Genomic DNA, 21,319 nt, shown 5'->3' with positions numbered 1-21,319 from the left:
CACCCCGAGCGGCGGGCCAGCGACCGACACCGAAGGACCCCCCATGCAGATCAGCGACCTCGTCGCGATCCCCCGGCTGCGACTGCGTTTCCTGGCCGGCGCCGAGCACGCGGGCCGCCCGCTCCGGGCGGTCTACACCACCGACCTGCTGCGCCCGGAGCGCTACCTGCGCGGCGGCGAGCTGGTGCTGACCGGCATGATGTGGCGCACGGGGGCGGCCGATTCCGACACGTTCGTCCGGGCGCTCACCCACGGCGGCGCGGCCTGCCTGGGCGCCGGTGCCGCGCTCGGCGAGGTGCCGGCCGACCTGGTGGAGGCGTGCCGCCGCCACGGCCTGCCGCTCGTGGAGGTGCCCGCGGAGACCTCGTTCGGCGCGGTGACCGAGGAGGTGACGCGGTCACTGGCGTCCCGGCGGACCACCGCCCTCGCCCAGCACCGTGACCGCCGCCGGCGGCTGATCACCGACCTGGCCGGCGGCGCGGATCTGGCCGAGGTGTTCGCCCCCGCCGCGCGGCACGCCGGTGTCACGGCCTGGGTGCTCTCCTGCACCGGGCGCACGGTCGCCGCGGCCGGGCCCGACCTGCCGGCGGCCGAGCGGGAACTGCTCGCCCGCCGCCACCTGGTCCCGGGGGCGTTCCCCCGCCGGGTCGAGCTGCCCGCCGCCTGCGGCGCGGCGCGGCCGGTCACGCTGTTCCCGGTCCGCACCCGCGACACCCACCCGCTGGCCGGGTGGTTCCTGGCGTGCGCGGGCGACCACACCACCTGGTCGGAGGAGACCCGCGACGCGGTGGCCGAACTCGTGTCGTTCGCGGTCCTCGCACGCGGCCGCGACGAGGAGCGCGCGGTGGTCGACGCGCGGCACGCCGAGGGGCTGCCCCGGCTGCTGGCCGCGCAGCGCTTCGACGAGGTCGCCGAACTGCTCAGCGCCGCCGGCCGCGCGCCGGGCCGGCGCGCCGGTGCCTATGTGCCGCTCAGTGTGGCGCTGCGCCCGGAGCCGCGCCCGGCCGGGCTGACCCGGCGGATCGCCGCCGAGCTCGTGGCCGACTGGCCCGGCGCGGTGATCACCCAGGACGGCGGGGACGACGCGGCGCTCGCGGTGGTCCCGGTCGGCGGTGCGGCCGGGCCCGACGCCGAGCGGCTGCACGCCGCGGTCTCCGCCGGTGTCCGCGTCCTGGAGTCCGGTCTGACGGATCGCCGGCTCGCGATCGGCATCGCCGCGATGACACGCGAACCGGCCGCCCTGCGCGGCGCCGCGGTGGAGGCGCGGCACGCCCGCCGCCTCGCCGAACTCCGCGGCGGCCGGGCGCGGGTGGTCGCCGGCGCCGAGATCGACTCCCACGAGCTGCTGCTGGCCTCGGTGCCCGAGGAGGTGCAGTCCTCCTACCGCGAGCGGCTGCTGGAGCCGCTGGTCGACTACGACCGCGGCCATCGCTCCGACCTGGTCGCCACCCTGGAGGCGTTCCTGCGGCACTCCGGCTCGTGGCAGCGCTGCGCGGCGTCCATGCACGTGCACGTCAACACGCTGCGGTACCGTATCGGCCGCATCGAGGAGCTGACCGGCCGCGATCTCAGCAGCCTGGAGCACCGGGTCGATCTGTTCCTCGCCCTGAAGCTGCGCGGCTGATCCGGCCGCGTGCCCGCCGTGCGGGCGGCTGGATCGTTGACGGGGTGGCCGTACGCGGGCGGTGCGCCCCGGCCTTCGGCGCTCCAGGCGGCCCTCGGCGAAGCGCGTGCCGCGCCCGGCCGGGCACGGGCCTGGACGGGCCGGGCCGGTGGGCGGTACCTGGCCGTGGGAGTGCGCGTGGTGTGCGCAAGGGCGTCACCGCCGGTCGCCGCACACCGTTCCCCGGTGCCGCTTCACCGCGTCAGCGGCCCGTTCGAAGAACTCCCGTCAATGGTTTCGCCGGTGGCGGTGATGCGGACGACGGCCTCCAGCGTCAGGGCGCGATCATGGCGCTCGCCGTCCACCGCGCGGTGCAGGACGAGTCCCTCGATGAGGGCGTCGAGCCCGCGGGCCGTGGCGGGGTCGAAGTGGCGCTCCAGGTGCACGCGGCTGCGGCGCATCCACTCCCGGGCCAGTTCCCGGTAGGCCGGCTCGCGGACGGCGAGGGTGTACAGCTCCTGGGCGAGGACGAGGTCGCGGCGGGGTCCCTCCGCGAGGGCGTGCACGAGGTCGGCGACCGCCACGCGGGCCTGGTCGCGGTCGGCGGCGCGGGCGAGGTGGGCCTCGAAGACGGCGGCGACGCCCGCGGCGAAGTGGGTGAAGGACGCGTGCAGCAGGTCGTCGATGCCACGGAAGTGGTAGGTCATGGACCCGAGGGGCACGCCGGCGCGGGCGGCGATCTTGCGGTGGGAGACGCCCGCCACGCCCTCGTCGGCGATGAGGTCAAGGGCGGCGGTGATGATGCGTTCGCGCCGCCGCGGGTCGGTGTGTCCGGTCGCCATGTGGGTGCGCCGTCACAGTCTGCGGACGACCCGCGCGGGGTTGCCGACGGCGACGACGTCGGCGGGCACGTCCTTGGTGACGACCGCGCCGGCGCCGACGACGGCGTTGTCGCCGATCGTCACGCCGGGGAGCACGATGGTACCGCCGCCGAGCCACACGTTGTCGCCGATGGTGATCGGGCGCGCGGCCTCGAACTTGTCGCGCCGGGGCTGTGCTTCCAGTGGGTGGGTGGGCGTGAGCAGCTGGACGCCGGGCCCGATCTGGCAGTCGGCCCCGATGGTGATGGCCGCGACGTCCAGCGCGGTCAGGTTGTAGTTGACGAAGGTGCCCGCCCCGATGGTGATGTTGTCGCCGTAGTCGACGTACAGCGGGGGCCGCACGTGCGCCTCCTCGCCGAGCGCGCCGAGCAGTTCGGCCAGGATGGGCCGCGCGGCGGCGGCGTCCTCCGCGTAGGCGGCCTGGTAGCGGGTGGCCAGCCGCACCGCTCGTTGCTGCCGGCGGGTGATCTCCGGGTCGTCGGCGATGTACAGGTCGCCTGCGAGCATCCGCTCGAAGTTGGTGCGGGGGTCCGGTGCGAAGTGGTCGAGCGGCATGGCGGCGATGCTACCGAAAGGAGCGTACGAACGTACACTCCCGCCGGCCGGACCGGCCGGCGATCACGTGCCGGACGGGCCCGCCGCCTCGCCGCCCCGCTGAACCAGGCCCGGCCCGCCGGTGTCCCGCACCCACCGGACGACCAGTTCCTCGCGCGTGCCGAAGCGCACGAGATGGCGGCCGAGGACGTCCTCCAGGCGCTCAAGGTCCGCGGCCGCGCCGCTGGCCGCGAGCAGCAGCGCGCCCGGCTCGGCGGTGAGCTCCACCTCGCCGAAGGGGAAGGACAGTCGCCCGTGGCCGGCCGCGTCGTCCCAGACGGCTTCGATGCGCCGGCCCATGTGGGCCGCGAGCTGCCGGGCGTAGCGGTGCGGGCGTTCGGTGGCCACCCGGGCCTCGGTTCTGGACATGCGGGCACCTCCGGGGATCGGGGGACACGACGGGCGATTACTTAGGTCAGCCTAAGCTATCCGTGTGGCGGGGGCGTGCGCGGTGCGGACGAATCGGCCGATCTATGACGTACAGGAGAGGGAACTCACTCTCCCAGCAGAGCGACATCTCATCCTTCCCACACTCCGCGCCCCATCACCTCCTATCACCACCGAAGACCGCAATCCGTAGGCGTTTTCGGTCACCGTGCCCCCGGTTTTCGTTACGATCTCAAGCGGTTGACACAGCGGCGGACAACGGAGGTTTGGCGTGGGCCCTCTGGAGAACGGCGACCCGGAGCGGATCGGCCGGTACCGGCTGATCGGACGGCTGGGCGCCGGCGGCATGGGCCAGGTGTTCTTCGGCCGCTCGGCCGGTGGACGCGCCGTGGCGGTGAAGCGGATCCACCCGCACATGGCCACCGATCCCTCGTTCCGGCAGCGGTTCGGGCGTGAGGTGACCGCCGCCCGCCAGGTCAGCGGCGCGTTCACCGCCCCGGTCATCGACGCCGATCCCGACGGCGAGGTGCCCTGGCTGGTCACCTCCTACGTCCCCTCGCTGCCCCTGGACGAGGCGGTCCGCGCCTTGGGGCCGCTGCCCGAGCCGAGCCTGCGGGTGCTCGCCGCCGGGCTGGCCGAGGCGCTCACCGAGATCCACCGCGTCGGCCTCATCCACCGCGATCTCAAGCCCGGCAACGTGCTGCTCGCCGAGGACGGGCCACGGGTCATCGACTTCGGCATCGCCCGCGCCACCAGCGGCACCGCCGCCACCCAGTCCATCATCGGCACGCCCGGCTTCATGTCGCCCGAGCAGATCCAGGGCGAGGCGCTCACCCCCAAGAGCGACATGTTCGCCTACGGTGCCGTCCTGGTCTACGCGGCCTCCGGCATCGGCCCCTTCGGTGAAGGCGCCATGCCGACCCTGGTGATGCGCATCCTGCAGCACGATCCCGACATTTCGGCTGTGCCGCCGTCCCTCCAGCGTCTCGTGGCGGCCTGCCTCGCCAAGGACGAGCGCCAGCGCCCGACCCCCGGACAGGTGCTCGACCATCTCGGCGACGCCGAGGTGGGCGGCTCCTGGCTGCCGCCGGAGTTCATGCGCGGCATCCAGGAGCAGGTCGCCCGCGTCAACTCCGCTCTCGCCGGCGGGGCCGCCGGGGCGGGCGCCCCCACGGACGGCGGCGCCACCATGGCGCTCGGCGCTGCGGCTGGCGCGGCGGCCGGTGCCGCGGCGGGCGCCGCCGCCACCCAGCGCTATGACGACCACCAGGCGACCCGCGCCGTCACCCAGCACGGGGCGGCACCGGACGCCACCTCGGTCATGGGCGCGGAGTCGGGGCGGACCGCCGGCTACCCGGCCGCCGCCGGCCACCCGGGCACCCAGGCCGCGCCGACCGCCGCGATGCCGCCGGCCGGCACCGCCGACCACACCCGGAGCGACCCGCGGCGCGGTGACGAGTCCGCCTACTCCGACCTGTACCGCGGATCCCCGCGCGACGAGGAGCGGCGCCACGCCGAACAGGAGCGGGCCCGCCGCGAGCAGGAGGAACTGCGCCGCCGCCGGGAGGAGGAGCGCCGCCGCGAGGAGTGGGAGCGCGAGCGGGAACGCCGCCGCGAGCGGGAGGCCGAGGAGGCGCACCGCGAGCGGCTGCGCGCGGAGCGGGAGGCGGCCCGCCGCGCCGAACAGGCGGCCCGCGTGGCGGACCAGCCCAGCCTGTGGAGCTTCGTCAAAGTACTGCCGCTCCTCATCATCCCGCTGATCCAGATCCCCCTCGGCTGGGGCGCGTCGCACGCGTGGTCGTGGTTCACCCTCACCGACGGCTACTGGGGCTCGCCCTGGTACTACGAGGGCATCCTCACCACCGGCGGGTTCTTCCACGCCCTGTATCTCGGGTACTTCCTGCTCAACAACGTGGTCTCGCTGGAGTACCTGGTGCGCTCGCTGCGCACCGGGTTCGCGACGGGCACGATGCTCGCCGCGGCCACCATCGTGGGCACCAACGCGACACTCTGGTACTTCGGGTTCTTCGGCTGACCCGCCGCTGAACGGCCCGAGGGGGCGGTCGCGCCGGATGGCACGGCCGCCCCCTCGGCGTTTCGCCCCCGCATGCGCGGTGCCCAGGGTGCGTCTGCGGTGGCCCGCCAGGGCGCGATGGTCCGACGGCGGACCGTACGCCGCCGTGCCGTGCGATCGCGTGGCCGCACCGCGGCCGGCCGGGGCGCAGCTCGCGGCGCCGATGGTGCCGGCCGGGAACCCCGGCGGCCGGCGGCGCCGTCAGAGCCGGGTGACGAGGGAGACGAAACGACCCCCGGCCGGGAGCGGCCCGCTCACCCAGCTGGTGCGGTTCGGCCTGCTGCAGGCGCGCGCGTGCGCGTTCGCGGGATGTCTGCTGGCGGGGCTGGCGGTGTCGAGCGTGCTGCCGCTGCCGATCCCCCGCTACGACGCGCTGCTGCTGTACGCCGTCGCGGTCACCGCGGCGTTCTGGGGGCTGCGGCTGGAGACCGGCCGAGAGGTCATGGCGATCCTCGGTTTCCACGTGGTGGGGCTGGCCTTCGAGCTGTTCAAGGTGCACATGGGCTCGTGGAGCTACCCGGAGGAGGCGGTGGCCAAGATCGCCGGGGTCCCGCTGTACAGCGGATTCATGTACGCGGCGGTCGGCAGCTACGTGGTGCGGGCCTGGACGCTGCTGGAGCTCGGCCTGACCGGCTACCGGCCGGTGGCCACCGCGCTGCTGGCGGCCGCCGTGTACGCCAACTTCTTCACCCACCACTGGCTGCCCGACCTGCGCCTGCCGCTGGCCGCCGGCATCGTCGCGGTGACGTGGGGCGCGTGGGTGCGCTACCGGGTGGGGGAGCGGTGGTACCGGATGCCGCTCGCGGTGGCCTTCGTGCTGATCGGGTTCTTCCTGTGGGTCGCGGAGAACGCGGCCACGCTGCTCGGCGCCTGGAGCTACCCGCACCAGGAAGCGGCGTGGGCGATGGTGCACCCCGCGAAGTTCGGCGCGTGGGCGCTGCTGGTCACGGTGTCGTTCGTGCTGGTCGCGACGTGGCGGCACCGCGCCGCAGAGCCGAGGGGCGCCGCAGCGGGCTGAGCCGGACGGCGGTCCGCTCACGCCAGCAGCGCGGCCGTGAACCGGCCGCGGTGGGCGGCGGCGTAGTCGGCCGCCGCCGCCCAGTAGGCCGCGTGCCCCTGCGCGTGCAGGCGGGCCCACGGCCGGCGGCCGCGCCGGGCGCCGTCCACGAGCAGGCGGTGCATGCCGCGCACGTGCTCGGCGGTCAGCTCCGGCAGCGCGGCCCGCTGGTGCGCGTCGAGCCGGTAGCCGTCGGCCAGCGCCCGCAGCCGGGCGGCGTCGTGGGCCGGGTCGCCGCCGGGGCGTAAGGGGACGAACCCGTGCGCCGCGTAGCCGAGGTCCCACAGCCGGGATCCGGGGCCGGCTCCATCGAAGTCGATGAACACCCACCGCTCGCCGTCGCGGACCAGATTCCACGGGGCGAGGTCGTGGTGGCAGACCAGTTCCTCGCGGTCCGGCGGGATCACCACCTCCCACCGCGCGCCGGGCGGCGGCGTGAACCCGGCGGCGGCGTCGTGCAGCCCCCGGATCATGGCGCCCAGCCGGCGCAGCTCGGCGGGGGTCATGGGCGGCAGCGTGTCGGCCATGACGCCGGGTACGTACTCCAGGACGTGCCGGCCCCGCTCGTCCCGCCCGAGGGTGCGGGGCGCGCCGGTGAACCCGGCCGCGGCGAGGTGGCCCAGAAACGCCTCGACGGCAGGGGTGGCGGCGGTGGCGGGCTTGCGGACGGTGCCGCCCACCCGGACCACACCGACACTGACGTTACCGCCGGTGAGCGGGACCTCGACGTCGCGGGGCACCGGCCACCTCCGGGGAGTCGGGCCCGGCGCCGCCGCGCCGGGGCACGGGCGGCGGAGCCCGCCGCTGTCGTACCCGGATGAAAGCATCCTGGGACGGGTCCGGGCCACCGGTTTTCCGCCGGGCGCCCTGGACGGAGCGGTCGCGCGGGCGGACCGGGCGGCGACGGGAGAGGGGGAGACGTGGCGCGGCTGGTGTACTCGGCGATCTGTTCGCTCGACGGCTACGTGGCCGATGAGGACGGGCGCTTCGACTGGGCGGTTCCCGGCGAGGAGGCGCACGCCTTCGTCAACGGTCTCGAACGGTCGGTCGGCACCTACCTGTTCGGCCGGCGGATGTACGAGACGATGCGCGTCTGGGAGACCATGGGCACCGATCCGGGCGACGCGCGGACGACGCGGGACTTCGCGGCCGGGTGGCGGACCACGGACAAGGTCGTGTACTCGCGCACGCTGGACCGCCCGGCCACCGCCCGCACCCGGATCGAGCGCGAGTTCGCCCCGGAGGCGGTCCGGCGGATGGTGGCCGCGGCCGACCGCGACGTGAGCGTGGGCGGCCCCACCCTCGCCGCCCACGCCTTCCGGGCCGGCCTGGTCCAGGACTGCCACGTGTTCCTGGCTCCGGCCGTGGTGGGCGGCGGCCTGCGGGCGTTTCCGGACGGTGTCCGCCTGGGGCTGGAGTGCGTCGCGGAGCGGCGGTTCGCGGACGGGATGGTGTACGTGGGTTACCGCGTGCGGGGGTGACGCGGCGCCGCCACCTCCGGCGGCGCCGCGTACGTGGCCGCCGCGGGGGCGCGCTACCGCGCCGCGTCGCCGGGAACCGGGGGTGCCGGCGTCGGCTGGTCGGCGAGGAGGCGGTCGACCAGGGCGGTCACCAGGTCGCCGCGCTGTTCGGGTGCGAACAGGTCGGGCAGTGTGAGGCGTTCGAGGATGAGCCAGTTGAGCGCCAGCCAGAGCAGCACGACCGTGGTCGCGTCGCCCGGCCGTCCGGTCTCGCGGTGGTAGCCGATGTTGAAGTCCACGTCGGCGCGGACGCGTTCGGTCAGGATCTCCCGCAGGTGCGGGCGGCGGGTGGCCTCCAGCCGTAGTTCCAGGAGCGCCAGGAAGCCCGTCGGGAACGCGGCCACCCGTTCCACCAGTTCGTGCATCAGTTCGGTGAGGCGGGACCGGTCACGGGAGCCGGTCAGGCCGGCGGCGAGCGCGGCCTCGCCGGGGTCCAGCCGCTCGTACACGCGCCCGCCGGCCTGGGTGAGGATCTCCTCGCGGCTGGCGAAGTAGTTGGAGGACGTGCCGGCGGGGACTCCCGCCTGCTGGTCCACCGCGCGGAACGTCAGGCCCCGCGCGCCCTCGTGGGCCAGTACCTCGATCGCGGCGTCGAGCAGCGCCGCCCTTCTCTCCGGGTTGCGGCGGACCATGTTGACACCACTCCATGTGTAGTACTACGTTCTTGGCACTACGAACAAAGTACTACATTCAGAGTGTTGTTCAGTGGCGCGGAGGTCGTGAATGCGAAAGCTCGTGTACTACGTGGGAGTCTCCGTCGACGGCTTCATCGCCGGCCCGGGCGGGGAGTTCGACTTCTACCCGCAGGTGCCGGACATGGTCGACCACCTGCGCGCGGAGTTTCCCGAGACCATGCCCACCCACATACGTCCGCACATCGGCCTGGAGGGCGCGCCCAACCGGCGGTTCGGCACCGTGATCATGGGGCGTGCCACCTACCAGGTCGACATCGAGGTGACCAGCCCCTACGCCCACCTGCGCCAGTACGTGGTCTCCCGGTCCCTCGGCGAGAGCCCGGACCCGGCCGTGGAAGTGGTCCCCGGCGACCCGGCCGGCCTCGTGCGCAGGCTCAAGGACGAACCCGGGGACGGCGACATCTGGCTGTGCGGCGGAGGCGTGCTGGCCGGGCAGCTGCTGCCCCAGATCGACGAGCTGGTCGTCAAGCGATACCCGGTCGTCGCCGGTGGCGGCCTGCCGATGTTCGCCGGGCCGTTCCGGCCGCGCGCGTTCACCCCGGTGGAGACGCTGGCCTTCAGCAACGGCGGGACCATCACCACCTACCGCCCGGCCGGGTAGCCGAGTCGGCGGCTCACTCCGGCGGGGGCGGCGGATCCGGCGCCGGTCCGGCGTCCGGCGTCCCGTACAGCCGGGCCGTGGCCCGGGCCGACTCCGCGAGGCGGGCGCGCAGCTCCGGCGGATGCAGGACCTCGATGTCGGGGCCGTAGCCGGAGTACTCCACGAGCGCGGTCTCGACCGACTCCATGGGCAGGTCGAGCTCCAGCCAGCCATCAGGGCCCATTTCCCCGGCGGCCTCGATCGCGGCGATGGCCGGGGCGGACGACAGCTGGCTGATCAGGTAGCGGGCCCGTTCGGTGATACGGACACGGGCCACCGTCGTGTAGCGGGTCGCCTCGAACTCCGCCGCCCATGCCGCCCACGCACGGGCGAGATCGAAGTCGGCGGGGCGCTGGAACACCCGGCCGGTGTCGACGAGCCGCCGCAGGCGCCCGACGCGGAACGTGCGCGGCGCGGGGTCCGGCCGGTCGGTGTGCGGGCGGGCCAGCACGTACCAGGAGCCGCCCTTGAGCACGAGGCCGAGCGGGTCCAGGGTGCGCCGGACCTCCCGGCCGTCCCGGCGGCGGTACTCCGCCTCGACGGTGTGGCAGTTCCACACGGCCGTCGCGAGCGCGCCCAGGTGCGGGGTGTCCTCGGGACGGCGGAACCAGCCGGGCGCGTCCAGGTGGAAGCGCTCACGGACGCGCTCGGCACGGTCGCGCAGCTCGTCCGGGAGCGCGGCCAGCAGCTTGAGGCCGGCCGCCGCCATCTCGGCGCCCAGGCCGAGTTCGGCCGCCGCCGCGGGCACGCCCGACAGGAACAGCGAGTGCGCCTCGGCGTCGGTCAGCCCGGTCAGCCGGGTGCGGTAGCCGTCCAGCAGCCGGTACCCGCCCCCGGTGCCGCGGTCGGCGTAGACGGGGATTCCGGCCGAGCCGAGGGACTCCACGTCGCGGTAGATCGTGCGTTCGGAGACCTCCAGTTCGGCGGCGAGCTGGGCGGCGGTCATCCGGCCGCGGTTCTGCAGCAGCAGGAGCAGGGACAACAGTCGGCTGGCGCGCATGCCTCCAGTCTCGCTTCCGTGGCTGACAGCCGGTGTCAGGTATCGGGCCGCGCCGGCCGCGGGGCCGGCTCCGCCGCTCCGGTCAGCCGCGCAGCCACTCGGTGTGGCTGATCCGGTCGAGCGGGGTCACCTCGCCGACCGTCGCCCACTCGTTGCGGCCCAGGCGGGACAGCGGGCGCAGCCGGCCGATCCCGGGAAGGTCGTCGCCGTCCATGGCCGCGGTGTCGACCGCCGCGTGCACGACCTCGCCGAAGACCACCGTGGAATCGCCGAGCGGCAGCGTGGAGTGCAGCCGGCACTCCAGCGCGACCGGCGATCCGGCGACCCGGGGCGGGCGCACTCGGGCGCTGGCCTCCCGCTCCAGGCCGACCGCGTCGAACTCGCTGACGTCGGGCGGGAAGTCCGCTCCCGTCGCGTTGACCTCCGCCCACAGCGCCTCCGTGGTCAGGTTGACGACGAACTCGCGGGTGGCCTCGACGTTGCTGAGCGTGTCCTTGCGGCCGACGGAGGTGAACTGCACGATCGGCGGGTTGGCGCAGGCGATGGTGAAGAAGGAGTGCGGCGCGAGATTGTCCACCCCGTGCGCGGAGGTCGTGGCGACCCAGGCGATGGGGCGCGGGACCACGACTGAGGTCAGCAGCTGGTAGAACCGGCGTCCGCTCAGGTCGCCGGGGGTCAGGTCGGTACGCATCAGTCCTAATGTAGCCACGCGCGCGAGCGGCCCCACCCGCGGTGGCCTGCGGCGTTGACATACTGCCTGCATGCGACTGGTGGACATCGACGACGTCCGTGCCGCCGCCGAACGGATCAGCGGCCGGGTGGTGCGCACTCCGCTGCTGCCGTGCCCGTGGGCGGACGGTGAACTCTGGCTCAAACCGGAGAGCCTCCAGCCGACGGGGGCCTTCAAGCTGCGCGGGGCGACGAACGCGCTGGCCCTGCTCCCGGCGGAGGCGCGCGCGGCCGGGGTGGTGACGCACTCCTCGGGCAACCACGGCCAGGCGCTCGCCTACGCCGCACGGGCGGCCGGCGTGCCGTGCGTCGTGGTGACGCCCGAGGGCGCGCCCGAGGTGAAGATCGAGGCGATGCGCCGCTTCGGCGCGGAACTGGTCACGGTGCCCGCTCGGGAGCGCGAGGAGGCCGCGGCGCGGGTGGTGGCCGAACGCGGCATGGTGCTGGTGCCACCGTTCGACCACCGGGACGTGATCGCCGGGCAGGGCACGGTGGGGCTGGAGATCGCCGCCGACCTCGCGGACGTGGCGGTGCTGCTGGTGCCGGTCGGCGGGGGCGGGCTCGCGTCGGGGGTGACCGCCGCGGTGTCCGCGCTCAGTCCGCGGACCCGGGTGATCGGGGTGGAACCGGAGCTGGCCGGGGACGCCGCGGAGAGCATCGCCGCCGGGCGGCGGATCTGGTGGCCGCCGGACCGCACCCGCCGCACCATGGCCGACGGGCTGCGCGTGTCGCTGTCGGACCTGACGTTCGCGCACCTCAGCGCCCGGCTGGACGGCGTCGTCACCGTCACCGAGGACGAGATCCGGTCCGCGATGGGCCGGCTGGCCCGCGAGGCGCGGCTGGTGGCCGAGCCGAGCGGGGCCGTGGCGGCGGCGGCCTACCTGGCCGGCCGGACCCCGCCGGGGCGGACGGTCGCGGTGGTCTCCGGCGGCAACGTCGACCCGGAGGTGCTGGCCCGGACGGTGCGGTCCGCCTGACGCGGGGAAGAACCGGGGGTGCCGGGTGGCGGCGGCCGCCGGTCCTAGGACAACGGGAGGCAGCATGGCAGTAGCGTCCGGGCTGGACGACGTCCAGACCCTCATCGACCGGGGCGGGCACCGCGCCGTGGTCTCGGCCACCCGCGCGGACGGCTCCATCCAGTCCAGCGTGGTCGTGGCCGGGATCGTCCGGCATCCGGTCACCGGCGAGCGGGTGATCGGCTTCACCACTCCGGGCACCAGCGTGAAGCTGCGCCTGCTGCGCGCCCGCCCGCGCGCCACGATCGTGTTCCAGCCGGACTACCACTGGGCGAGCGTCGGCGGTGGCGTCGACCTGGTCGGGCACGACGACCCGTTCGGCGGCGTGGACGCCGAGCGGCTGCGCCTGCTGCTGCGCGAGGTGTTCACCGCCGCCGGTGGCAGCCACGACGACTGGGACGCCTACGACGCCGCGATGGAGCGCGACCGCCGCACGGCGGTCCTCATCCGGCCGGAGCGCGTCTTCGCGATGTGACCCCGGCACGTTGACGATCGGGCCTCTCCGGTGATGACGCGCCCGCCGGAGCCGGGACGCGACGGGGCCCGGCCCGCTGCTCCCCGTGCCCGGGCGCGCCTCAGCGGGCGGGCACCGTGGCGAAATGCGGTCGAGGGAGCAGGGGCGCGGCCGGGCGGGGACGCGCTCTCGGTGGTGCCGTCGGCGGGGGAGCGGGTGCAGCACGACGGTCGGCTCCCAGCGGTGTGCGGGCGGGCACGGACGCCGGGCCGGATGCCCGGCGGGCGTGGGTCGCGCCGCGTGACGGGTCCACACCGTCGAGGTTCTTGGGGGAGATGACGCCGTCGGCGCGGGGACGCTCCTGCCGGGAGCCGTCCGCCCGCTCCCGGCCGGCGGCGTCACGGGCTCCCGGGTCCGCGGGCCAGGGCGATGGCCGGAAGGCAGGGGGACGGGCCAGGCCGCCGCCTCGCGCATCCGGCGGGCCTTCGGCAGCGCCTCCTCTGGCCGATGAGCGCGCGGCCGTCAGGGATTCTCGGCCGCGACGCGCAGGCCGAATCCGATCAGGACCACGCCGGTCACCCGGTCCAGCGCACGCCGGACCGCGGGACGCTCGAACACCGCGCGAGCGCGCGTCAGGAGGAGGGCGTAACCGCTCAGCCAGGCGAGCGTCAGCGCCGCGTGGATCAGGACGAGCAGCGTCAGGCTCCAGTGGACCGGCATCGTCGGTGGTGCCAAGGTCGGCAGCACCGCGGCGTAGAAGACGGCGATCTTGGGGTTGAGGACGTTGGTGGTGAGGCCGCTCAGCCAAGGGTCGCCCACGTTCCTCGCGGGGTCATCGGACGAGGTCGCGGGTACCGGGGCGCCGCGGCGGCTCTGCCACAGCGTGTAGGCGCCGAGGCAGATCAGGTACCCCGCCCCGAGGATCTTGGCGACGAGGAACGCCTCGGCGGACGCGGCCAGCAGCGCGGCGAGGCCAACGACCGCCAGCAGCCCCCACGTGAGCAGCCCGAGTACGACGCCGCCGGCGGTCCGCAAGGCGGCGGCGCGGCCGGCGGCCAGCGCGCTCCTGGTGACGACCGCCATGTCGGGGCCGGGCACCAGGGTGAGCAGGGCCAGTACCCCGATGGCGGCCGTGAGTTGAGTCAACATGTGGGCCAGTATGCGGAAGACATAGAGGGTTCGGGCGGCGGGCACGTCGACCGCCCGCCCGCACGCGACGGCAGCCACCGGAAAGGACGGGCACCCCTCATGACCGCCCCTGACACGCTGGAACTGCTCGCGGAGCGGGTCCGGCGTCGGCCGGCCGCGATCCCGCGACCGGCGCCGTCGCGCCATGGTCCGGCGGATGTGGGAGGTCGTGGCCGTCGCGCGGACCTGCCGTGGGGCGATCCGCACGTGTGCAGGCGCCGGCACCGGGTCTCTGCGGGATGTCCCGCGTGGCTCCTGAGTGGTGGCGACCTGCCGCCTGGCGGGCTCGCGCCCCTGGGCCGAGCGGCGGCGGGCGGACACGCGGCGCCGCCGCGGCACCGGAGTCCGGGGCACAGCGGCCGAGCGGGCCGCAGCCGGCGTGCGCGAGGCGCTGGCCACCGTCGGGCGCGGGCGGGCTTGGCGTGGCCCCGGCGGGCCGCGGCCGCGGTGGAGTTCGACCCTGCGCTGAGCACGTGCCGTCCCCGCACCACGGTCCGGCGGAGCACGGCGCCGTAGGCTCCGGGTCATGCACGGTACCCTGACGGAGCACGCCCGGTGTCTCTACGGAGACGAGTACCGGCCCACGCCGGTCTGCGGGCTCGAACACCGCGAACACCGCTTCGTCGAGGAGCTGACGTTCGCCGACGCGGACGCGATCCTCGCCATGCTGCGCGACCTGTGCCCGCACGTGGTCGACGGCCACCTCCCGGTGTGGATCCGGAACCTGGCGCACCGCCTGGTGCTCCTGCAGCGGCCGGACGACCCCGCGCTGATGCGAGGGGCCGCCGAGCACCTGTGGCTGCACGGCCCGGACTGGGACGACATCGCGGCCGACCTGGTGCAGCGGGCCGACGCCCTGGAAGCGGGCCGACCGGGGCCTGGGCCAGCGGCGTGCGGATCCCAAACCGGGGGCCCGCAGGTCACCGTCCGATGATCACGACCCGGAGTCTGCCATGGCCCCCGGACCCCGGCGAGCGCGGGGCGGGGCACACCCGCTCCTCATCCGGCGGATCACCCGACCCACGCCCCACTTCGGCCCGGACGCGCGGCCGTCACCCGATCGGCCGGACGGCGCCTAACGGACGCTGCGGAAGTTGTCCGCCGGAACGTGCACGGAGTCTCCCGCCTCGAAGGTCACCGTCACCCCGTCGGTCTGCCACTCCACGTCGCGGATCTGCGGGTCGCCGAACCCGAACCCCACCTCCACCGGGTAGTAGTAGTCGGCCGCGCCCGGGCCGATGCGCAGTTCGTGGTCGACGCCGGTGAGGCGGCGGACCCGTACGAGGAGGAGGTCGCTGGCGTGCCGGGCCCCGGCGTACTCGTAGGTCACGCCGGCCTCCTGGGAGGACTCCTCGTGCAGGACCCGCTCGCTGAGCGAAAGCGAGGGGCCCACGGCGGTCACCAGCCCCACCGCGACGGCGAGCGACAGCGCGCCGATGGCCGACGCCGCCAGGATGCGGGGGAACAGGCGGTTGCGGGTCACCGTGCGGGACTCCCAGGTCGTGGGTGTGCGGCGGGGCGTCCGCCCGTCGGCGGGCGGCCTGGCCGATGACGGGAGAGTATGCCAGAGGCGGCGGGGAGCGGCGGACGCGCTCGGCCGGGACGCCGCCCGGGCCGGATCGGCGGCATGACGATGCCGAGTGCGTCGATCTCGTCGTCCACCGGATCGCGCGGCGGGGTACCCGGAGCATCCGCGCCGGCCATACCTCGGTGGCGGCCTCGGCGAGCACCTGTGCGGCCGCAATCCCAGGATCGCCGGGTGCCGCGCCGCGCTGCCGCCGGTGCCGGCGCAGCGGCGTCGCCGGTCCGGTGGAGCCTGGCGTTGCTCGTCCTGATCCGTGCGGCGTTGCCCGTGGCGTGGCTGACTTGCCGCCCTGCCTGCTGACGCGTGCTCGCGCGGTGACGCGCTCCGCGTCCCCCGGGATGGGGTCGCGTCCCGCCGTGCCCGTGATGAGCTCCCGGTCTGGCCGGCGCTAAGAACGCGCTAAGAATTCTCCGTCGACCATCTTGGTCGGCGCGAGCGGTTCCCGGGGTGTGCTGGGATCGCCTGGAGATGGTACGAAAACCGGCAAAACGACCAGGTCGCTTCCGGACGGCCCGGAGCACCGGCGACCCCGCGAGCGCCCGCGGCGTGCGGCCGGGCGCGTGGCAGGCGCACCCCGCGCGGGTCGTGGTGGGCGGGTTCGCCGCTGCGGTGGCGCTGGGCACCGCGTTGCTCATGCTGCCCGCCGCGGCCGAGGACGGCCGCGCGACCGGGCTGGTCGACGCGCTGTTCACCGCGACCTCGGCGGTGTGCCTGACCGGCCTGGTCGTCGTCGACACCCCGACCCACTGGTCCACCTTCGGGGAACTGGTCATCCTCGGGCTGATCCAGGTGGGCGGACTCGGCACCATGACCCTGGCCACCCTGCTCGCGGTCCTCGTCGCCCGCCGGATCAGCCTGCGAATGCGGCTGATCGCCCAGGCAGAGACCAAGAGCATCGACGCGGGCGACCTGCGCCGGGTACTGCTGGGCATCGCGGGCACCACGGCCGCCGTCGAGGCGGCCACCGCGGTGGTGCTCGCGGGCAGGTTCCTCATCGGCTACGACGTCACACCCGGCCGCGCCGCGTACCTCGGGGTGTTCCACGCCGTCTCCGCCTTCAACAACGCCGGATTCGCGCTGTTCTCCGACAACCTGATGAGCTTCGTGGCGGATCCGTGGGTCTGCCTGCCCATCGCGTTCGCGGTCATCATCGGCGGCATCGGCTTCCCCGTGCTGCTGGAGACGCGCCGCGCGCTGCTCGGTACCCGCGCCTGGTCCGCGCACGCCCGCATCACGCTCGTCGGCACCGCCCTGCTGCTCGCCGGGGGCACCCTGCTCGTCACCGCGCTGGAGTGGCGCAACCCCGGCACGCTCGGAGCGCTGCCCGTGCCCTCCCGGCTGCTCGCCGGGTTCTTCCACGCGGTGATGCCGCGCACGGCCGGCTTCAACAGCCTGGACATGGCCGCGATGCAGCCGGACACCCTGATGGTCACCAACATCCTGATGTTCGTCGGCGGCGGCAGCGCCGGCACCGCCGGAGGCGTGAAGATCACCACGGCCGCCATCCTGCTGCTCGGCGTCTGGAACGAGATCCGCGGCCGGCCCGACGTCACGCTGGGGTGGCGCCGCGTCCCCGAGCCGGTGTACCGGCAGGCGCTGGCCATCGTCGCGCTGGGCCTGAGCCTGGTCAGCGGCGCCGTCATCGTGCTGCTCTCCGTCACGCCGTTCACGGTCGGCCAGGTGCTGTTCGAATGCGTCTCGGCCTTCGCGACCGTGGGCTTGAGCACCGGCATCACCTACGATCTGCCGAGTTCCGCCGAACTCGTGCTCACCGTCCTGATGTTCGCCGGACGGGTGGGTCCGATCACGCTGGGGGCGGCGCTCGCGCTGCGGACGCGGACCCGCCGCTACGATTTCCCGGAAGGGCGCCCGATCATCGGATGACGCCCGGCTCGGCTCGTGCGGTGAGGAGGCGGCAGGTGCCCGTGTTCGAAGATCTCGACGTCCCGGTCGTCGCCGCGCCCATGGCCGGTGGCGGCAGCACCCCCGAACTCGTCGCCGCGGCCGCCGAGGCGGGCGGGTTCGGCTTCCTCGCGGCCGGCTATCGCGACGTGGCGGCGATGACCGAGCAGGTCCGGTCGGTCCGGGCACGCACCCGCCGCCCCTTCGGTGTCAACCTGTTCGTGCCCGGCCCCGACATCGCCGACGCCGCGGCCGTCGCCCGCTACCGTGACCGGCTCGCACCCGAGGCCGACCGGCTCGGCGTGCGGCTCGGCGAACCCCGGTGGACCTCGGACGCGTTCACCGCCAAGGTCGCGGCGCTCGCCGCCGACCCGGTACCCGTCGTCGGCTTCACCTTCGGCTGCCCGCCGCCGGCCGCGGTCGGCGCCCTGCACCGGGCCGGCAGCGCGGTCGTCGTCACCGTGACCAGCGCCGAGGAGGCGCGCGCCGCCGCCGAGGCCGGAGCCGACGCGCTCAGCGTGCAGGGCGCCGAGGCCGGCGGCCACCAGGGCTCCTTCGACGACACCGCCGAGCGCACCGCCCCGCTCGCCGAGGTGCTGGCCCAGGTGAGCGCCGCCGTGCGCCTCCCCCTGCTCGCCGCCGGCGGGATCACCGGACCCGAAGGCGTGCGCGCCGTCCTGGCCGCGGGGGCCGTCGCGGCCCAGGTCGGCACGGTGCTGCTGCGCAGCCACGAGAGCGGCGCGTCCGCCGTGCACCGCGACGCGCTCGCCGACCCCGCCCGCACCGCGACCGCCGTCACCCGCGCCTTCAGCGGCCGTCGCGCCCGTGGACTGGTGAACCGGTTCCTCACCGCCCACGACCCGGCCGCGCCCGCCGCCTACCCGCAGATCCACCACCTCACGGCCCCGCTGCGCGCCGCCGCGGCCCGGGCCGGTGACGCCGGCACCGTGAACCTGTGGGCCGGCACCGGCTTCCGCGCCGCCCGCAGTGCCCCGGCCGCCGAGATCATCGCCGGGCTCGCGGCCGGCGGGTGAGGACGGCTTGGCCGGTTCGGCCGGCCACCGAGCCGCTCGCCTCGGGCCGGGCCGCCCACGGTGGCCGCGCGGCGGACGCGCCACCGACATCCATCCGGCGCCGCCCCGCTCCCCGGTCGTTACCGCAGAGCGCACCATCATGACCCCGTCCGGAGGCTCTCGGGCCGCGAGGACGTCCGCGACGTGCCGCGACAGCGGACGCGGGACGACACCGCTCGGTCGGCGGAGGCCGCCGGGGACGCGCCCGGGCGACTTCCCCGGCGAAGGGCCGCTCGGCCACCGGCGCCCGGAGCCGTCACGGAGGCGGTGGAGTCGCGCTCGTGACATTCGGCCGGGAGTCGTTTCGCCGACATCGATCTAAGCTGAAGACATGAAGCGGCGGACTCGCCGGTACGTCTGGCTGATGAGCATCTGCCTCGTCCTTTTCGCCGGGTCGCTGCCGGTGTGGTACCTCGCCGGCACCGGATGGGCGCTGGCGATGTGCGCCGTCGCCGGGGTGATCCCCCCGTTCGCCGTGATCATCGCCAACACCGCGGACCCGACCGATCCCGCCGACCACGACACCCGGTACGGTCCCAACGCCGAGTAGCCGCCCGCCGGGAACAGCCCGCGTTCCCGCCGTGTTGCACACGCTCGGAGACCGAGCGGACCGGAGAGACGAGGGCATGACCGGGCGTGCACACACGGTGCGGACGGTGACGATCGGCGACGCGGCCGTCGCGCCGATGATGGCGGAACTGACCGCCGAGTACACCCGGCGCTACGGCGCCGAAGCGGCGGCCCGGGAAATGGCGGGCTACCCCGACTCCGACTTCGCCGCCCCGCACGGCGCCGTCCTGCTGCTGGAACACGCCGGACTACCGGTGGCCGGTGGCGCGTTCCGCCGGAAGGACGCGCACACCGCCGAGCTCAAGCGGATCTGGACCGCCGCCGCACACCGCCGGCGCGGGCACGGCCGCCGGATCGTCGCGGCCCTGGAGACCGCGGCCGCCGCACGCGGCTACCGCCACGTCTACCTCAGCACCGGGCCCGCCCAGCCTGAGGCCGTGGCACTGTACCGGCGGCTCGGCTACGCGCTCCTCGACGGCGAGGGCACCGCTCCCGACGGCGGCCGGCACTACTACGCGTTCGCGAAGACGCTGCCCGCCTGACCCGCCCGAGCGGCCTGACCGCGTTGGCCCATGGCCCGCGGGACCGGCCGCTTCTACGATGGAGGCACCGGCGGACGCCGCCCGGCGGGCGGGCCGCCCACGCACGCGAGGAGGAGAGCCGCACCGTGACCGAAGAGCAGCGTCCGCAGGGCGACGGACCGGACGACGCCGAGGCGCCGGCGTTCCGGCCGCGCAAGAACGGCCCCTACCAGAGCGTCTCGGAGGAACTGGCCGCCTGGATGCGCACCGGGTGGGCCGACACCGAACGCCGCGACCTGCACCCGGTCGAGCAGGCGCCCTACGCCGCCAAACGCCGCGCCGCCCTGGCCGCCCGCTTCCCCGGCGAGCGGCTCCTCGTCCCCGCCGGGCGGCTCAAGGTGCGGTCCAACGACACCGAGTACCGCTTCCGCGCCGCCAGTGACTACGTGTACCTCACCGGCGACCAGTCCGAGGACGGCTGCCTGGTGCTGGAGCCCCGCCCCGGCGGCGGCCACGAGGCCACCCTGTACCTGCCGCCGCGCTCCAACCGGGAGAACGGCGAGTTCTGGCTGGCCGGCAACGGCGAGCTGTGGGTGGGACGGCGCAACAGCCTCACCGAGTCGGCGCGGCTGTTCGGCCTGGCCACCCGCGACGTCCGCACCCTGCCGGAGCACCTGCGCACGGCGGCGCCCGCGCCCACCCGCATCGTGCGCGGCCACGACACCGCCCTGGAAGAGGTGGTCGCCGAGCTGCGCTCCGCCGACTCCGCGCGGGCCACGGCGGACCGCGACGAGGAACTCGCCGTGTTCCTGCACGACACGCGCCTGGTCAAGGACGACTGGGAGATCGGCCAGTTGCAGGCGGCCGTCGACTCCACCGTGCGCGGCTTCGAGGACGTCGTGCGGGTGCTCCCGCAGGCCGAGGCCACCTCGGAGCGCTACATCGAGGGCACCTTCTTCCTGCGCGCCAGGGTCGAGGGCAACGACGTCGGCTACGGGACCATCGCCGCGGCCGGCCCGCACGCCACCACCCTGCACTGGGTGCGCAACGACGGTCCGGTCCGCGCCGGTGAGCTGCTGCTGCTGGACGCCGGGGTGGAGACGGCCACCCTCTACACCGCCGACGTCACCCGCACCCTGCCGATCTCCGGCCGGTTCGACGACGTGCAGCGCCGCGTGTACGACCTCGTGTACGCCGCGCAGGACGCCGGAATCGCCGAGGTCGCCCCCGGCCGTCCTTTCCGCGCCTACCACGACGCCGCGCAGCGGGTCCTCGCCGAGGGCCTGGTGGAGTGGGGCCTGCTGGAGGGCCCGGTCGACCGGGTGCTCGAACTCGGGCTGCAGCGCCGCTACACCCTGCACGGCACCGGCCACATGCTCGGCCTGGACGTGCACGACTGCGCCGAGGCCCGCACCGAGTGCTACGTGGACGGCACGCTGGCCCCGGGCATGGTGCTGACCGTCGAGCCGGGGCTGTACTTCCAGCCGGACGACCTCACGGTGCCCGCCGAGCTGCGCGGGATCGGTGTGCGGATCGAGGACGACGTGCTCGTCACGCCCGAGGGCAACCGGGTGCTGTCGGCGGCGCTGCCCCGCCGCTCCGACGAGGTGGAGGCGTGGCTCGCCGAGCTGCTGCCCCGCCGCTGACCGGGCCGGGGCGAGCGAGAAGGGCGGCGGCCGACGGCGAACCGGCGGCGGTACGCGGCCGTGCCGTGCGGCGTGCCTCGGGCGGGGGATCGGCGCCGGAGGAGCCCGCACTGGAGGCGACGGGCGGCGCCCACCCGCCGCGTCGTCACGCGATCGGACGCCGGGATACGTCCGCCGCCGCCCG

At 75.0% G+C, this 21,319-nt stretch carries 22 protein-coding genes; 13 read left to right on the top strand and 9 right to left on the bottom strand.

Features of this window, described 5'->3' with window-relative positions:
- Positions 1-43: 43 nt before the first annotated feature.
- Positions 44-1,624, top strand: a complete 1,581-nt coding sequence (locus tag ACFQRF_RS25360; RefSeq protein ID WP_379873711.1) for a PucR family transcriptional regulator — start codon at positions 44-46, stop codon at positions 1,622-1,624.
- A 233-nt stretch (positions 1,625-1,857) separates the two neighbouring features.
- On the opposite strand, the gene ACFQRF_RS25355 is transcribed toward ACFQRF_RS25360, so the two are convergent.
- The 3 genes from ACFQRF_RS25355 to ACFQRF_RS25345 all read right to left on the bottom strand — a co-directional run bounded on the left by ACFQRF_RS25355 (position 1,858) and on the right by ACFQRF_RS25345 (position 3,447).
- Positions 1,858-2,445 (bottom strand): TetR/AcrR family transcriptional regulator, encoded by a 588-nt coding sequence (locus ACFQRF_RS25355; RefSeq protein WP_379873710.1) that lies wholly within the window; start codon positions 2,443-2,445, stop codon positions 1,858-1,860.
- A gap of 12 nt (positions 2,446-2,457) precedes the next feature.
- The gene (locus ACFQRF_RS25350; RefSeq protein ID WP_379873709.1) at positions 2,458-3,039 is read right to left on the bottom strand and encodes a sugar O-acetyltransferase; all 582 of its coding nucleotides are present in this window, start codon (positions 3,037-3,039) and stop codon (positions 2,458-2,460) included.
- 63 nt (positions 3,040-3,102) lie between these two features.
- On the bottom strand, positions 3,103-3,447 hold the full coding sequence (locus ACFQRF_RS25345) for a DUF2218 domain-containing protein (RefSeq protein ID WP_379873708.1): 345 nt from the start codon (positions 3,445-3,447) through the stop codon (positions 3,103-3,105).
- A gap of 289 nt (positions 3,448-3,736) precedes the next feature.
- On the opposite strand from ACFQRF_RS25345, the gene ACFQRF_RS25340 reads away from it, so the two are divergent.
- Both ACFQRF_RS25340 and ACFQRF_RS25335 read left to right on the top strand, forming a co-directional pair.
- Positions 3,737-5,500, top strand: coding sequence for a serine/threonine-protein kinase (locus ACFQRF_RS25340; RefSeq protein ID WP_379873707.1), 1,764 nt, complete (start codon positions 3,737-3,739; stop codon positions 5,498-5,500).
- Between the two features lie 145 nt (positions 5,501-5,645).
- On the top strand, positions 5,646-6,557 hold the full coding sequence (locus ACFQRF_RS25335) for a DUF817 domain-containing protein (protein WP_379873706.1): 912 nt from the start codon (positions 5,646-5,648) through the stop codon (positions 6,555-6,557).
- A 17-nt stretch (positions 6,558-6,574) separates the two neighbouring features.
- On the opposite strand, the gene ACFQRF_RS25330 is transcribed toward ACFQRF_RS25335, so the two are convergent.
- Complete coding sequence (locus ACFQRF_RS25330; protein WP_379873705.1) at positions 6,575-7,336, bottom strand: phosphotransferase enzyme family protein; 762 nt, start codon at positions 7,334-7,336, stop codon at positions 6,575-6,577.
- Positions 7,337-7,516: 180 nt separating this feature from the next.
- Between ACFQRF_RS25330 and ACFQRF_RS25325 the strand changes: the two genes are divergently transcribed.
- Positions 7,517-8,077, top strand: coding sequence for a dihydrofolate reductase family protein (locus ACFQRF_RS25325; RefSeq protein ID WP_379873704.1), 561 nt, complete (start codon positions 7,517-7,519; stop codon positions 8,075-8,077).
- 53 nt (positions 8,078-8,130) lie between these two features.
- Here ACFQRF_RS25325 and ACFQRF_RS25320 read toward each other — a convergent pair whose 3' ends face one another.
- Positions 8,131-8,748 carry a TetR/AcrR family transcriptional regulator gene (locus tag ACFQRF_RS25320; protein WP_379873703.1) on the bottom strand — a complete coding sequence of 206 codons (618 nt, stop codon included), beginning with the start codon at positions 8,746-8,748 and terminating at the stop codon, positions 8,131-8,133.
- Positions 8,749-8,839: 91 nt separating this feature from the next.
- On the opposite strand from ACFQRF_RS25320, the gene ACFQRF_RS25315 reads away from it, so the two are divergent.
- Positions 8,840-9,412: a dihydrofolate reductase family protein gene (locus ACFQRF_RS25315; protein WP_379873702.1), complete on the top strand. Its 573-nt coding sequence runs from the start codon at positions 8,840-8,842 to the stop codon at positions 9,410-9,412.
- A 13-nt stretch (positions 9,413-9,425) separates the two neighbouring features.
- Here ACFQRF_RS25315 and ACFQRF_RS25310 read toward each other — a convergent pair whose 3' ends face one another.
- Both ACFQRF_RS25310 and ACFQRF_RS25305 read right to left on the bottom strand, forming a co-directional pair.
- Positions 9,426-10,451, bottom strand: a complete 1,026-nt coding sequence (locus ACFQRF_RS25310; RefSeq protein ID WP_379873701.1) for a helix-turn-helix transcriptional regulator — start codon at positions 10,449-10,451, stop codon at positions 9,426-9,428.
- Between the two features lie 82 nt (positions 10,452-10,533).
- A complete protein-coding gene (locus ACFQRF_RS25305) occupies positions 10,534-11,142 on the bottom strand; it encodes a flavin reductase family protein (RefSeq protein ID WP_379873700.1) in 609 nt (202 codons plus the stop codon).
- 70 nt (positions 11,143-11,212) lie between these two features.
- Between ACFQRF_RS25305 and ACFQRF_RS25300 the strand changes: the two genes are divergently transcribed.
- Positions 11,213-12,157, top strand: a complete 945-nt coding sequence (locus ACFQRF_RS25300; protein ID WP_379873699.1) for a threonine ammonia-lyase — start codon at positions 11,213-11,215, stop codon at positions 12,155-12,157.
- 64 nt (positions 12,158-12,221) lie between these two features.
- Entirely contained in the window at positions 12,222-12,671 is a 450-nt protein-coding gene (locus ACFQRF_RS25295) for a pyridoxamine 5'-phosphate oxidase family protein (protein WP_379873698.1), read from the top strand.
- 501 nt (positions 12,672-13,172) lie between these two features.
- On the opposite strand, the gene ACFQRF_RS25290 is transcribed toward ACFQRF_RS25295, so the two are convergent.
- Entirely contained in the window at positions 13,173-13,799 is a 627-nt protein-coding gene (locus tag ACFQRF_RS25290) for a LysE family translocator (protein ID WP_379873697.1), read from the bottom strand.
- A gap of 565 nt (positions 13,800-14,364) precedes the next feature.
- Here ACFQRF_RS25290 and ACFQRF_RS25285 point away from each other — a divergent pair.
- The gene (locus ACFQRF_RS25285; RefSeq protein WP_379873696.1) at positions 14,365-14,772 is read left to right on the top strand and encodes a hypothetical protein; all 408 of its coding nucleotides are present in this window, start codon (positions 14,365-14,367) and stop codon (positions 14,770-14,772) included.
- A gap of 141 nt (positions 14,773-14,913) precedes the next feature.
- Here the strand turns inward: ACFQRF_RS25285 and ACFQRF_RS25280 are convergent, their stop codons facing one another.
- The gene (locus ACFQRF_RS25280; RefSeq protein WP_379873695.1) at positions 14,914-15,321 is read right to left on the bottom strand and encodes a hypothetical protein; all 408 of its coding nucleotides are present in this window, start codon (positions 15,319-15,321) and stop codon (positions 14,914-14,916) included.
- 648 nt (positions 15,322-15,969) lie between these two features.
- Here ACFQRF_RS25280 and ACFQRF_RS25275 point away from each other — a divergent pair.
- The 5 genes from ACFQRF_RS25275 to ACFQRF_RS25255 all read left to right on the top strand — a co-directional run bounded on the left by ACFQRF_RS25275 (position 15,970) and on the right by ACFQRF_RS25255 (position 21,135).
- Positions 15,970-17,307, top strand: coding sequence for a TrkH family potassium uptake protein (locus tag ACFQRF_RS25275; protein ID WP_379873694.1), 1,338 nt, complete (start codon positions 15,970-15,972; stop codon positions 17,305-17,307).
- Between the two features lie 35 nt (positions 17,308-17,342).
- Positions 17,343-18,359: a nitronate monooxygenase gene (locus ACFQRF_RS25270; RefSeq protein WP_379873693.1), complete on the top strand. Its 1,017-nt coding sequence runs from the start codon at positions 17,343-17,345 to the stop codon at positions 18,357-18,359.
- 370 nt (positions 18,360-18,729) lie between these two features.
- Positions 18,730-18,948: a DUF3099 domain-containing protein gene (locus ACFQRF_RS25265; RefSeq protein WP_379873692.1), complete on the top strand. Its 219-nt coding sequence runs from the start codon at positions 18,730-18,732 to the stop codon at positions 18,946-18,948.
- A 76-nt stretch (positions 18,949-19,024) separates the two neighbouring features.
- Positions 19,025-19,510, top strand: coding sequence for a GNAT family N-acetyltransferase (locus ACFQRF_RS25260; RefSeq protein ID WP_379873691.1), 486 nt, complete (start codon positions 19,025-19,027; stop codon positions 19,508-19,510).
- Between the two features lie 125 nt (positions 19,511-19,635).
- On the top strand, positions 19,636-21,135 hold the full coding sequence (locus tag ACFQRF_RS25255; RefSeq protein WP_379873690.1) for an aminopeptidase P family protein: 1,500 nt from the start codon (positions 19,636-19,638) through the stop codon (positions 21,133-21,135).
- Positions 21,136-21,319: the final 184 nt, after the last annotated feature.

The organism is Marinactinospora rubrisoli (genome assembly GCF_042664915.1).
Lineage (GTDB): Bacteria > Actinomycetota > Actinomycetes > Streptosporangiales > Streptosporangiaceae > Marinitenerispora > Marinitenerispora rubrisoli.
This window is presented reverse-complemented; position numbering and strand designations above follow the sequence as displayed.